Here is a 13,059-nt window from a genome sequence, read left to right as displayed (position 1 = left end):
ATGGTCGTACTCGAACTTTTCCTGAAGCGCAGGCTACTTGGAGTAGAACACGCCGGCCTTGCCGCTGCTGAGCGTGCCATTCTTCCCCCAGATCCAGTGCTTGCCGCTCTTGTTCCCGGCGGTGATCTTCTGCTTGTGGTTGGTGTCGTAGCCGGTTTTGGCGCCCATGGAGACGTGGAAGAAGGAGACGGCACCGCCGAACTTGACGCTCTTGCCCTTGGCAAGCTGGAACGAGTTGTTCGCGTACAGGTAGTTCCGGTTGGCCTTCGGGGAGTGGTTGAAGTTCTCGGAGCCGTCCTTGTTCGAGACGTCCTTGCCGATCTTGCCGAGCGCGCCCTGGGCGGGGGCCTGGTACCGCTTGGGCTCGATCTTGTACCAGGTGGAGCGGACGCTGCCGGAGCAGATGTACTGGCTCCTGGTGTTCACGTACTCGATCGGCACCTTGTACTGCTTGGCGTAGTGGGGGTGCGGGCTGGTGTAGCCGGCGTTGATGCTCACGCTCTGCGAGAGCTCCTTGGACGCGCCGAGGGCCCAGTTGCCGTTGCTTTTGACGGCGGTCTCGATGCTGGTGTTCATCGAGGACTCGTACTCGAAGATCGCCTTGGAGTCCCAGCCTGCGTGGGCTTCACCGACCACCGTGTACTTGATCTTCGAGGCGACGGGTACCCGGATGGTCTCGCAGCTGCCGGAGTCCAGGGGCGTGTTGGGCGCGCGCACGGCGTCGGCGCTGACGTCCTTGCCGTCGACGAGGTACGGGTTGTAGTCGGCGGCGAGGGTGCTGGTGTCGCTCTGCCAGGTGGGGTCTTCGCCGTCGAGGACGGCGGGGTTGTTCTCCCGCTTGCCCGCGTAGGTCTGCGACTCGGTGGTGTCGTCGAGGGTGTCCTTCAACTCGTTAGTGGAGTCCACGGTGTTGGGGACGAGCTTGACGCTGTGGCCGTTGTCGGGACCGGCGATACTGGCGTCCACGGTCGCCTGGTCGGTCATCGCACTGAGGCTGTCGACGCCGAGCATCTTCACGCCGCTCGTCGTGACACCCATGGCGATGGCGTCCAGGTTGAGGATGCCGCCGTTGTGGTCCTTGGCTTGCTGCACGGCCGTCGGGAGTGTCGCGGGCAGGGTCAGCGACCAGGAACCGTCCGCGGCCGTGGTCGCCGTGCCGACGACAGTCTGCTTCGTCTGGCCCGTCGCGTCGAGGTCGACGTCCGGGGCGGTGACGGTGACCGGGAGACCGGCCGCGGGCTGCCCGTTGCCCAGGGTGAAGGTGCCGGTGACGGTACGGGAGGGCGCCGGGACGGGATCGGCGGTGCCCTCAGACGCCTCCTCGCCGCCGGTCTCGTCGGGCGGGGTGCCGAAGTAGGGGGCGATATTTGGGTCTGGGGCGGTGAGGCAGGGACCGGCGTCGGCCATGATCTCGCCGACGATTCCCGAGCGGACGTCGTCGTCGGTGCTCGCCCACGGGCTGGTGGTGAACGCGCGGACCTGGCCGGTTGTGTCCGGGTCGTCGGTGAGGGACTGGGTGCTGATCGCCTTCGGGCCGGGCGCCCAGGCCTGGGTGGCGTCGACGCCGGTCGCGATGTCGGTGGTGCCGAACAGCTTGACGCTGCTGCCGCTCAGCGGCAGCAGGGCAGTCTGCTGGATGGCACCGTCCTTGAGCCACTGCACTGCGGAGTTGACCATCCAGGCGTCGTCCGCGCCCGCGATCGCCGTGGTGATGGAGGATTTGGTGTTGTCGACGATCCGGGTGAGGGTGCCGTCGCCGGTGGTCGGGCTGGACTGCTTGTATATGTCCATCGTGCCGTCGGAGGCGAACACCAGGAACCACTCACCATTGGTCAGGATTCGCTTGGCCGCCGACCAGTTGAGGCTGTAGGTCTTCACGGGCGTCAGCAGGGCGCCGCCAGTGGCGGTGTTGTCCTTGTACGCCTTGACCTGCCCGCCCAGGGTGGCCTCGTAGAGGATGCCGTTGCCACCGCCGGTGAATACCTTGCTGGTCCCCGGGAGGGAGGCGGTCTGGAGAGTGTCGAGGAGGTCGGTGTCGGCGCTGGTGGGGCCCCAGTCCATGTACTTGTGCAGGACGCGCTTGCCGGCGATGTTCTTGTCGGGGTTCGGCTCCCACACGTACGTGGGAACGGAGAAGGTGGTGCACTCCGAGTCTGCGGCGGCGGCCGGTTGAGCGACGATGCCCCCCTGCGCCGTGACGGCCGCACTGGCCACGAGAACGGCACTCAACGCCCACGCGGTACGGGACGACGGTCGTCTGGTCTGGCTGTTTGCCATGGGTCCTCTGTTCATTCACTGCGCACTCTCTGAGCGCACAGTCACTGCTGGCGAACTGGTCGGGCTCGCGACAGCGGGATTCAACCACGCTGGTCAGAGGCACAATCGGAGGGATGGATTCCGATTCTTGCCGTCTCTGGTCATGTTTGTGCGTGAGGTGTCCGCTTTATGGAGAAATTGTGTTGAGGTTCCTCTGAGCTGAGGGGCTCGACGCTTTGCTGACTCTTGGACTTGTCGTTATCTTCCATTTATGAAGAAACCCCAGGTCAGGAGTGCCGATCTGGGGATCGTGGAGCGGGTCCAGCTGACGGTGTAACTCGGGCGGTGTGAGTTATCGGCGGCCGATGGAGAGTCGGTCATGCGTTGGCGTTGCCCGGGGGACATCAGCGCCTCAACCAGCCGCTGCCAGGCCGATAGTTCCTCGAGTGGCAGAGCCAGCGGATGCTCTGGCACATCTCGGGCCGCCCGCAATGGCAGGACCTCGCGTTCCCGCGTCGACGTGCCGACCGGGTCCAACTGGTCGCTCCTGAGAACGGTTGATACTCACCCTGACGCGGTGTCCCGACCACGCGTTCCTGCTGACGCGCCGTCATTTAGCGGCCCGCCGACGGGCTTCATCGAGCTGGTCCAGACGGCGACTGAGCAGAACCTCCGCGGTCCGGTGCGCGGCGGTCTGCGCCGCCTCTTCAGCGTCTCGCTTCGTCCCGCGGTTGTGACGCCGCCGGTAGGCCCGGTACACAGCGTCGGCTTCGGCTGCTGCCTCCTCGGAGACGGCCAGCCGTCGCAGCGCCGACTGGCGCCGCTCCTCACGGATACGGAGCGCCACCTGTGGCGCGGTGAACGCGAGCAGCGCGGGGTTCGCGTCGACTCCGGACGCCCGCTCGCACGCCGCCTCCAGCAAGGCGCGCGTGTCCGCCTCGCACCGCCGGGTCAACTCCTCGACCGCAGCGGTGTCCGTGAGGTCGGCGCGCACGGCGACGGCCAGGTCCACCGCGTCCCGCAGCAGGCGTTCGGTGCGCCGCCGGCCGACTCACCCCCGCCCGCTGACCTGGACAGGGCCCGCCGCCACCGGCACCACATCGGGCACACCCCTACGGCACCCGGTGTCACCCGAGGAATCGAAACGGGAAGAAGCCCGTCGGGCGGCGCGGAAGATCGCTCGGCGCCCGGACCTCAGCAGGGGGCAGCTGGTCCGCGATCTGCTCGAAGAAGCGGCGGTCTGGCTGGTGCAGTTGGATGCCCGCAGCCTCAACCACCTCCAAGCGGTGCACCGCCTCACTGAAGAGCACGAGACGCGCCTTGGGCAGCGAATGCGCCCAGGAGGGTGGCGGGATGAAGGCGGTGCTGTCGCCAGCGGGGCCGAGGAAGTGTCGCATCCAGTGTTCCGCGTCCCGCATGTCCCCACGGCTGAGGTAGAGGAGGTACAGGAAGTAGGCCGCCTGGAGGTTGCCCGCCCCGGCAGCGAACTGCCACCACCAGATCGCCTCTTCCTGTTCCCGGGCGAGGTTGAGGAGGCACGCGAAGTGCAGGGCGCCCTGGATGTCCGTGCGGTCGTCGATGAAGGAGGCCAGGTGGCCGCGGGCTCCGGCGGTGTCCAAAAGCTTGCAGGACAAGGACAGCAGGGTGACGCCGGCGCGCTCACCTTTAGTGTCGCGCCGGCGATCGCGTTCCGACTGCTGGGGGCCGAACATCAGCTCGGTGACCACATCACGGGTGATCTCCTGCCGCAGACCGACCATGTCCTCGTCGGTGAAGGCGTCGCGGCATGCGGTCTCAGCGAGGAGTTCTTCGAACTGTGCCGGCACGTTCTACTCCATTTCTTCGTCGTCCAGCTCGATGCCAAGCCGGGCGGCGATGCGCTCGCGAGCCAAACGCCGGTGGGTACGGACCGTGCTCGGATGCAGGCCCATGATCTCGGCGACCTGCGGTGAGGTGTGGCCCAGGAAGTAGTGCAGGACGATGACATCGAACTGGCGCTCTGGCAACGTGCTCATCGCCGTGTAGAGCCCGGCGGGCGAATCCAGATCGGCTATCTGGGCGTGCATGGCCCGCAGCATCTCTTGCGCGGCTTCATGCGCTGCGTGGCCGCGATCCAGGGCGGCGGTGACGGCGCCCAGAGGGTTCTCGTCGAAGAGCTCGCGGGCCTTGGCGCCCACGAGCAGCTTCAGGTTGCGCCATGCATACGCCTCTGGGCCGTCGTCATCGAGCCGCACGATGGCCCAGTTCAGCGCGAGGTGGCGGTAGAGATGGCGTACGACGGTCGTAGCGGCCTCCTTGTCGCCCAGGATTGCTGCGGCGTAGCGCACCTGCGCGCGTGCGTAGGCACGGTAGAGGGCGTCCAGCGCCGGCGGCATCTCGTACCGGATGCCGCGCAGGGCGCGGAGGTCCTCGATCGAGGCGGGGAGCGTGCCCTGGCGGTCGCTGTCCTCGGTGCTGGCCATGGGCTATGTCTCCAGGTCGTGTGAGGCCACCGAGGTGGAGGTGCCCGCAGCGTCAGCGGAACGCGTGTGCACAAGCTCGCCGACACCGACCTGGACGGCAGCCCGCAGCAGTCGTCGGGTGCCTGCTCGCAGGTCAGGGAGGAATACGCGCAGCGCGGTCGCCACCGCCAGCAGGGCCAGCGCATCGTTCACGGTCAAGCCTCGTCCTTCCTGAATCGACAGCAGCAACTAGGCGCGATGAACGGCCTGTTGGGCTGTAGGAGACCCCATCGGCTCCTCCACGGCAGGATTTCGAATCGGACCCCCCGAACGCGCGTGACCGCCTCGATCAATTTGCGGCATATCCGGTCACCGAACCGGCCCGGGCGGCCCCGGTTCGCAAGACGCCCTCGAAAGCCCCGCGTTGAGCAGGGGTGACACGCCTCGGGCTCGCCCGGTCCAATGCCCTGCGAGGACCACCGAGAACAGCAATCGTGACGCACGTCACACAAACGTTCCGGTAGGCCGGTCCACCACTCCAGTCGCACTCGCCATCACTGCCGCTCACCGCGGTTGGAGGCGCGTTAACGGGAGTGAACCGCTGTTCGCTTGCCCGGGCCGGTTCAGCCGATCACGGACCGGGCGAAGGCGATGGTGCCAGCGAAAGCGCCCCCAGCAACCAGCACCGCGACAGTCCAGTGGTTCCCTGCCAGCACGGTCAGAACGCCGGCGGTCACAGCGATCTGCGTGCCCAGCATCAAGATGACCACGGCCCGCACGGTCATCAACGGCTCCTGCGACCGGTCGGATGGCGTATGAGTATGTCGATGAGGGGCGGTTCTGATCCAACTTCTGTGGAGTGCCTACTCCCTGTAACGGTTGATCTCTCCGGAGCGTCTTCCGAGATCGTCCGGAAACGGTCGGCGACGGCGACGTTCGGGGTGATGGTTCTGGGCTGTGCGAGAGGTACTGCTCCAGCTGGAAGAGCTGCTCTTCCTGTCGGCCCCGGAGATCAGGGTGGTGTCGGTGCAGGACGACGGCGACGTGATCCGGATCAGTGTCAGATCCCGGACCACCAAGGCCCGCTGCCCGGGCTGCGGGAACTGGTCGGGGCGGGTGCACGGCTCCTACCTGCGGTTTCCCGCCGATCTTCCCGTGGCAGGGCGGCGGGTGGTGCTGCGGCAGCAGGTCCGGCGGTTCACGTGCGAGGACGCCTCATGCGAGCGACGGACGTTCGTCGAGCAGGTCACGGGCCTGACCCGCCGACACAGTCAACGGACCGAACGAATGCGGTCGGCGCTGGCCGAGGTCGGCCTCGCGGTGGCCGGCCGCGCCGGCGCCCGACTCGCCGACGCCTTCGGAGCGAGGGCCAGCCGGAACACGGTCCTGCGACTGGTCGACGCGCTCCCGGAGCCTCAGCCGCGGACCCCGCGGGTGGTCGGCGTCGACGAATATGCGATGCGCAAGGGGCGTGTCTACGGGACCGTCCTGGTCGACGTCGAGACCCGGAGGCCGGTGGACCTGTTGCCGGATCGCGAGGCGGCCACGGTCGCGGCCTGGCTGGCCGAACGCCCGGGGATCGAGGTCGTCTGCCGTGACCGTGCTCCGTTCTTCGCAGAGGGCGCCACCATCGGGGCACCCACCGCCGTCCAGGTCGCCGACCGATTCCACCTCTGGCGCAACCTCGGCCAAGCCGCGGAGCGGTGCGTCTCCCACCATCGTTCCTGCCTGCGCGCGACCACTACCGAGGCGGCCCCGGAGAAGGCAGAGGCCCAGGCACCGGCGGACGGCGTGTCGCCATGGCCCACCGGGCACCGGTTCGCCGACCGCACCCGCGCCAAGCACGCCACCGTCCACGCGCTGCTGGCCGCCGGCCACAGCCGACGCTCGATCCAGCGCCAGCTCGGCATGACCTACCGCACCGTCCAGCGGCTGGCCGACGCCGCGAGGCCGGAAGACCTGTTCCAGGGGCAGTGGCGGAACCGCAGGACCAAGCCCGACGACTTCAAGCCGTACCTGAACGAGCAGTGGGCCGTGGGCTGCACGAACGCCTGGACCCTCTGGGAAGAGATCAAGACGCACGGCTACTGCGGCGGCTACGGAGCCGTCCGCGCCTACCTTCGCCCGCTCCGCACCACCCCGACCACACCGACAGCCCGACCACCATCGCCGCGGACCGTCGCCGGGTGGATCCTGACCCACCCCGACACCCTGCCGGAGAGCGAGCGACTCAAGCTGAAGTCAGTGCTTGCGCACTGCCCTGAACTGAACGCACTCACCGGTCACGTCCGCACCTTCGGGAAGATGATCACCGAGCTCGAAGGCGACCGGCTCCCGCAGTGGATCGAAGCGGTCCGCGCCGACGACCTGCCGAGTCTCCACACGTTCGTCAATGGCCCGGAACGCGACCTTGCCGCCGTCACCGCCGACCTGACCCTGCCCTGGAGCTCGGGCGTCGTCGAGGGCCACGTCAACCGGATCAAGATGCTGAAGCGACAGATGTACGGCCGAGCTGGCTTCGCACTGCTACGGAAACGAGTCCTGCTGGCAGCGTGACGGGGCAGTTACGAACTCCGTTGGAGTCGCTCTGCAGCCTGAGCAGGAGTGTCGTAGTAGCCAGGCTGTGCCAGCAGGACCGAGCTGAAGTAGTAACCCTGCTCTTCCTCTGGCGCGTCGTCGGCTGCGAACGGTCGCCAGAAGCTCAGGAGCAGATCGGAGGCGACGAAGGACGCCGGGTCGTCTGGGTCTTCCTCGATCGAGGTGTACTCGCCCATGCGTTGCACCAGCTCGCGGGCCGGGATCGCGAACACATCCAGGTCCCGGAAGATGACTCGGTCTGTTGGAGCCGACGGCCTCCCGAGCTCAATGGCTTCGAGCATGTCTCGCGTGCAGTGGATGCTGATCATCAGTCCACTGGGACGGAAGACGTGCTGACCCGGCCGGTCGGATGCCGAGACCGCGGAGAGATCGCGGAGCGAGTCCAGCGCCGCGTTGGCCGATTGCCGATCCATACCGATCCGCAACGGGCCAACGCCGTTCGGTGGGGCGAGGTCGAAGTCCATGCGGGCATGATCCCAAACAGGTCCGTCAACGAGTCACGAAGGGCATCAGTCCCGAGGCGTAACAGAGCGTAACCGCTCCACAGAAGTTGGACCAGAACCGAAACTCGTCTACATACTCACGCGCCCCGCCAATCTGTCGCTGGCTGATCATCCCGCTGACACGACGTCACCCGCCGTGGCAGGGTCGGCGGTGATTGGTTCGGCGGGCAGAGGGGGCCTCCGTGGAAGCGCGGGTGTGGGACGCACTGGTCAGTGTGGCGAAGAAGGCGTACACCGCGGGGCTGGGCGAGGGTGCGGTCCCGCGCCCGCTCATCATGCCGCTGGTGCGCGGCGAGCTGATCGGGATGATCTGGGTCCGCCCCCTCAAGGTCGGCCAGGACGCACTCACCGGGATCGCGGAACTCTCGAACATTGCCGCGGCCGCCCGCGCGGACGAGGTCGTCCTCGCGTGGGAGACCCACGACGTCGCCACCGCCTGCGAGCTGCCCATCGTCGGCCCGGCACCGTGCCTGAACATGGTGCTCGCCACCCAAGACGGGCACGTCCTGCACCAGTTCCCCTATACCGAGCAGCTCCTGTCCCGCAGTTCCGACGGCTGGGCATCGGTCGCCCCGGACTGGATGCCGGCCCCCGCACCACAGCCCGGCGGCGAACTGGTGCCACCCATCCAGGCCGCGGTGAACTACTCCTTCACCCCGATCGACATCGACCACCCCGACCCGTTCGGCGTCACCGTCGTGCTGATGGAAGAGGACGGCTACCGCGTCAGCCTGACCGAAGCGTTCACCCGCTGACCCGCCATGGCAGAGCGGAGCCTTGACGACGACGCGCCCAGCCGAATCCGGGCCGCAGACGAACGGATCTACCAGGGCATGGCCCCCGATCTCAATCAGGAAAGTGCCGACAGCGACAACACGCCTGACGCACAGCCGGGTGATGCGGCTCTCCTGGACTCGGCAGACCAACTGGCCGAAGTGCGCGATATCCGAAGGAACCTCGGGAGAATAGAGCGCGACCTCATCCGCGCACGGTCTGTCGCCCGCGTACGGGGCACGGCCCTGATGATCGCGGGCCTCACGCTCTTGGCCGGCGTCGGCTGGACGGTATGGACCTGGCAGACCCCTTCCCGGTTTCTTGGGCCTGACATCTTCTGCGGTGTCCTGATTGGTCTGTGTATCGGCGGGGCCGTAGCCGACGCCCGTTGGCGAAGTCCTGCGGACAGCCGGGCCGTCCTGGAAGACCGGATCGAGATCGGGCGAGAGGCCGTGCGCATCGTGAACGCGCTCCGCCAGCCGCCTCTCAACGAGCGGCGCAGTCTGTACCGCGAGGATGTTGCCGGGGTGATCGAGCAGCACAGGGCAGACAGCCGAAAGTACCGGCTCGTCCACAACGCCCTTCAGAACCTCATCATGACCGGATCCGCGGCTACGACGACCGTCGCTGCTCTGGATACTGGCGGCAAGCTGACCTGGCAGAACGTCACGATCGTCGCCATCGGCTTCGCCGTCACGCTGGCAGCCGCCTTCACTGGCTACTACAAGTACCGCGAGCGCAGCTACTTCCTGCTGCAGACCGCCGACGCCATTGAAGAAGAGGCCAACGCCAAGCCTGCAGCTGAAGGCGAGGGCTGATAAGCCACCCCGAAAGCCTTCGACTCGCAAGGCCAGCACACCCACCGAACTTACGAAAAGATCAGTAAGACCGAACGATCCAGCCGCCAGCCCCCGCTACCGCCGGGTTCGACGAACTACCGGCAGTTTGTGGCCTCATTTGCGATATGCAATTGGGATACAGTCGAGCTGCGAATTCAAATCCCAGCCATCCGGCTTGAACCTCGGCGATTCCCATTTGGCGCCGGCCGCGAGCCAGGCGGCCCGCTTGCGGAGCACACCGGCCAGGGTAGCATCCTCATACCCGAATTCACTGCCACAACAGACGCAGATTTCAAATGTCGGTACGAGCCCATCCTCTCCCCAGGGGGGATCATCCTGCTCAAGCCCACAGACCCTGCAACGATACAGGTCACTGTGCATTGAAGTAGTCCTGATTCGTCGGGTACCCGTGCACTGCTGGATCAGGTTTGTAGTACGTCCTCATAACACCAGCACTCGTCATGACGCCGAATTCATTTGTGTTTGCGTTGAACCTTACAAAATCTCCGTTACTGCGCACCTTCTCCTGGATGGCCGAGTTAGGGCTCGTCATGAAGTCGTAAGCCTGATCGACATATTCCCTGGAGTTTCGAATATTCGGGAAATCACCCTTATGTTTGTTCCAGTGGCTATAAGCATTCTGGACTCCAGTCCTATTCCTAGCAGAGGTCCAAAGGCCGCAACCAGACGGACCCCCCGCGTTATGAACCAACACTGACGTGTCGCCTGCACGCACATAGTACGTGTGGAGGCCGTCGACGGTGAGATTACGCGTTTCCTGCTTGCGGTGGAGCGAATGAGTTGCGCCAACAGTGACCACTGCACCGGTCTCTGTGCGCAGCGTCATCCCCTTCTCCAGGTCGACCGCATCGACCCAGGCATGCTCTGAAGGGGACCAAAACGGATGATGATTGGTCGCAATGACCTCAGCGACACCATCACTCGTTCTCACTGCCACTTCGGTGAAATCTTTGTCATCCTCAGTGATGATGGTAGCAAGGACAGTTCGTGCTTCCGTCTCTCCATTTTCAGGGTTGGTGGCAAGTATCTTGTCACCTACCTGGACGTCCTGTATTTCCTTGGCAGTTCCGTCCGCCATCAGGACGTTCGCCTCAGGAAGGAAGCTATTCCTGGAACACGGCCCTCCCAGACGCCCGAGGACATAGTCCATAATGAACTGGAAGCCTACATTCCCACATATAGGGCACGTATCAACAGATTCGATACTCTTTACGTGTTCCCAACCTCCGTAGTACTCACGGAGGTTCTTGCACGTCAGATCAATACTCGGATTGACATTGCAGTATTCACGGAAGTAGAGCTCGTAGTTGAGTTCGAGACTGACACCCTCCATATAGGTTCCGAGACGCCTCATCTGAGACTCGGTCGGTCGCCCGTCGTAGTCCTCGACAAGGTCTTCATCGAGTGGAGGGGCTTCGCCGCCGCTGATGTCAGTGACGATGTTGTTCACCGAAGAACCGGGGTCGTCTTTCGGATCGTATTCGTCGTACGTGCCGTTGTCGCCCGAGCAGAAGTTGGGGTAGCAGCTCTCCAGGCCCGTCGGGTCCATGCGGTTGATCGGGTCGTTTTCGCTGTAGCTGTAGGCGGAGAGTCGCTGCGGCATATACGGACTGCTCAACGGGTCCGTACTAAGGAACCGCCCCAGGTTAGGGTCATAGGCGCGAGCGCCGAGGAGGGAGAGGCCGGTGCTGGTGTCTTCGGTTTTGCCGAGGAAGCCGTTGTCGGTGCCGGTGGGCAGGGTGCCGCCGCGTTCGTCACCGAAGGGGGTGTAGCGGCGGTGGGTGGTAGCGCCGGTGGTGGCGTCGACGGCCAGTTGGGTGGAGGCTTGGTCGTCGGCCATGAGATAGGTGAGCTTGCTGCCGGCTGCCGTGGTGCCTTCCGTGGTGCGCATGGCAACAGTGGCGCCGCCGCTGGTGTAGTAGCGGGTCGCGGTCACCGTCTTGTTGTCGGTGGTCCGCAGCTCCATGCCGCCGATCGAGGCCACGGTTTCCTGCGGGGTGGTGCGGACCACGAGGTTGCCGTCGGCGTCGTAGGCGTATCGGGTCAGTTTGCTGCCGTCGCTGGTCGTGGTTTTGACGGTGGCGAGCTGGCCGAGTTTGGTCCAGTCGTAGTCGGTGGACTTGCCCGGGGCGACGCGCGTGTCCATCTGGCCAGCGTTGTCGTAGGTCAGGTCCTCGGTCGCGGTTGTGGTGCCCGCAGTGATGGTGTTGATCTTGCGGACGCCGTGCGGCTGTGCGGCGTTGGCGGTGGTCCAGGTGCCGGCGTCGTCGTAACCGGGGTAGAGGTAGTCGCGGGTGGTGGCCGTGCCGGCCTGGGTCGTGTCGGTGACGGACTGCAGGTTGCCCAGGCGGTCGTAGGTGTAGTCCGTCTCGTAGGGGTCGGTGCCGGTGAAGTCGGAGACACCCAGGGCACAAGCGGTTCCGGTTGAGCGGGTGTGGGCGCCGGTCAGGCGGCCCTGCCGGTCGTACAGGAAGCACTGCGACTGCGCGGTCTGACCTGTGGCCTGCTCGCGGAGCTGGGTGAGCTTGCCGTCGAAGTCGTAGGTGTAGGTGTCCTGTTGCCTTTCCAGGGTGGTCGGAGTGACGGCGGGGCCGGAGGCCGTGGTCGTGCTGATGCTCTGCAGACGCCTGGTGCCGTTGTCGTCGTAGTAGCCGTAGGTGCGCTGGGCCTTGGCGGCGGTGTTGCTGGTGAGGTCGGGGCCGTAGGAGCGGGATGTCAGGCGTCCGTAGGCGTCGTAGTCCGTGGCCCGGACATACGTTTGTAGAGGAGAGATGAGGGTGCGGGGCCGGCCGTAGTCGTCGTAGCCGGCGGTGACGGTCTCCGCGTCCAGGCCGCCCGCCTTGGGGTAGGTGACCGAGGTGAGATGGTCTGCCGCGTCGTAGCCGTAACTGGTGGTGTAGTCGCCTGCCAGCCCGATGACCTCGGTGGGGATGGTGATGGTGGTGCTCAGTGGCCGCCCGCGGTCGTCGAAGCCGCCTGTCCTGGTGGTGTAGGTCCTGCCTTCGGTGTCCCTGCTGGTGGCTGAGGTGATCTGGCCCTTGCCGCCGGTGACGTAGAGTTCGTCCCATTTCCAGGAGGCGAGGGTGTCGCTGCCGCTGGTCACCGAAATTTTGCGGCCAAGGTTGTCGTAGCCGTAGGTGAGGACGGTCCTGGGCCACACAGTTGCGTTCGTTGCCTTGTAGAAGTCACTGCTGACCCTGCTGATCCGGCCGTTGGCGTCGTATTCCGTGGTCGACTTTCCTGCATCCGGGTCCGCTGTCACGGTGCGCTGGCCGACCCAGTCGTAGCCGTAGGTCGTGATGTTGCCGCGGGGGTCGGTGATCGTTTCGAGGTTGCCCTTGGCGTCGTAGCCGTACTGGGTGGTGAAGGTCGAGGTGCCGTTGTGCTCGACCACCTTGGACGTCTGACCGAAGACGTTGGTGTAGGTGTCGGTGGGGTCGGCTACTGCGGGCGTGACAGTGCTGTAGTCGCCGAAGTAGTCCGTGACCACCCGTCCGTGCATCGTGCTCGTAGTGGTGGACCCGTTGCCGACGAGGATTTGCGAGACCGTGGTGCGGCCGGCCCAGTCGAGGGTCAGGTCGGTGTAAGTGGGTGTTCTGCGAGTCGTCGTGTCTGGTTGTCCGGTTT

At 65.6% G+C, this 13,059-nt stretch carries 11 protein-coding genes; 3 read left to right on the top strand and 8 right to left on the bottom strand.

Annotated features, from left to right (window positions below):
* Nucleotides 1-33 precede the first annotated feature (33 nt).
* The 6 genes from EJC51_RS46130 to EJC51_RS48085 all read right to left on the bottom strand — a co-directional run bounded on the left by EJC51_RS46130 (nucleotide 34) and on the right by EJC51_RS48085 (nucleotide 5,482).
* A complete protein-coding gene (locus tag EJC51_RS46130; protein WP_126276584.1) occupies nucleotides 34-2,277 on the bottom strand; it encodes a hypothetical protein in 2,244 nt (747 codons plus the stop codon).
* A gap of 589 nt (nucleotides 2,278-2,866) precedes the next feature.
* A complete protein-coding gene (locus tag EJC51_RS46125; RefSeq protein ID WP_126276583.1) occupies nucleotides 2,867-3,268 on the bottom strand; it encodes a hypothetical protein in 402 nt (133 codons plus the stop codon).
* Nucleotides 3,269-3,383: 115 nt separating this feature from the next.
* Nucleotides 3,384-4,082 (bottom strand): hypothetical protein, encoded by a 699-nt coding sequence (locus EJC51_RS46120; RefSeq protein WP_126276582.1) that lies wholly within the window; start codon nucleotides 4,080-4,082, stop codon nucleotides 3,384-3,386.
* A gap of 3 nt (nucleotides 4,083-4,085) precedes the next feature.
* Complete coding sequence (locus EJC51_RS46115; protein WP_126276581.1) at nucleotides 4,086-4,718, bottom strand: RNA polymerase sigma factor; 633 nt, start codon at nucleotides 4,716-4,718, stop codon at nucleotides 4,086-4,088.
* Nucleotides 4,719-4,721: 3 nt separating this feature from the next.
* Nucleotides 4,722-4,916, bottom strand: coding sequence for a hypothetical protein (locus EJC51_RS46110; RefSeq protein WP_126276580.1), 195 nt, complete (start codon nucleotides 4,914-4,916; stop codon nucleotides 4,722-4,724).
* Nucleotides 4,917-5,320: 404 nt separating this feature from the next.
* Entirely contained in the window at nucleotides 5,321-5,482 is a 162-nt protein-coding gene (locus tag EJC51_RS48085; protein ID WP_165951399.1) for a hypothetical protein, read from the bottom strand.
* 172 nt (nucleotides 5,483-5,654) lie between these two features.
* Between EJC51_RS48085 and EJC51_RS46105 the strand changes: the two genes are divergently transcribed.
* Nucleotides 5,655-7,253 carry an ISL3 family transposase gene (locus tag EJC51_RS46105; RefSeq protein WP_126276579.1) on the top strand — a complete coding sequence of 533 codons (1,599 nt, stop codon included), beginning with the start codon at nucleotides 5,655-5,657 and terminating at the stop codon, nucleotides 7,251-7,253.
* Nucleotides 7,254-7,261: 8 nt separating this feature from the next.
* Here EJC51_RS46105 and EJC51_RS46100 read toward each other — a convergent pair whose 3' ends face one another.
* Nucleotides 7,262-7,759: a hypothetical protein gene (locus EJC51_RS46100; RefSeq protein WP_126276578.1), complete on the bottom strand. Its 498-nt coding sequence runs from the start codon at nucleotides 7,757-7,759 to the stop codon at nucleotides 7,262-7,264.
* A 233-nt stretch (nucleotides 7,760-7,992) separates the two neighbouring features.
* On the opposite strand from EJC51_RS46100, the gene EJC51_RS46095 reads away from it, so the two are divergent.
* Together EJC51_RS46095 and EJC51_RS46090 are read left to right on the top strand one after the other, a co-directional pair.
* Nucleotides 7,993-8,553, top strand: a complete 561-nt coding sequence (locus tag EJC51_RS46095) for a hypothetical protein (RefSeq protein WP_208870853.1) — start codon at nucleotides 7,993-7,995, stop codon at nucleotides 8,551-8,553.
* 6 nt (nucleotides 8,554-8,559) lie between these two features.
* Nucleotides 8,560-9,390 (top strand): SLATT domain-containing protein, encoded by an 831-nt coding sequence (locus EJC51_RS46090; RefSeq protein WP_126276576.1) that lies wholly within the window; start codon nucleotides 8,560-8,562, stop codon nucleotides 9,388-9,390.
* Between the two features lie 391 nt (nucleotides 9,391-9,781).
* Here EJC51_RS46090 and EJC51_RS49335 read toward each other — a convergent pair whose 3' ends face one another.
* Nucleotides 9,782-12,922: a polymorphic toxin-type HINT domain-containing protein gene (locus tag EJC51_RS49335; protein WP_166682983.1), complete on the bottom strand. Its 3,141-nt coding sequence runs from the start codon at nucleotides 12,920-12,922 to the stop codon at nucleotides 9,782-9,784.
* Between the last annotated feature and the right edge of the window lie 137 nt (nucleotides 12,923-13,059).

Source organism: Streptomyces aquilus (assembly GCF_003955715.1).
In the GTDB taxonomy this organism is placed as follows: Bacteria; Actinomycetota; Actinomycetes; order Streptomycetales; family Streptomycetaceae; genus Streptomyces; species Streptomyces aquilus.
Note: the sequence above shows the minus strand (reverse complement) of the source record. Positions and strands in the feature narration are given on the sequence as shown.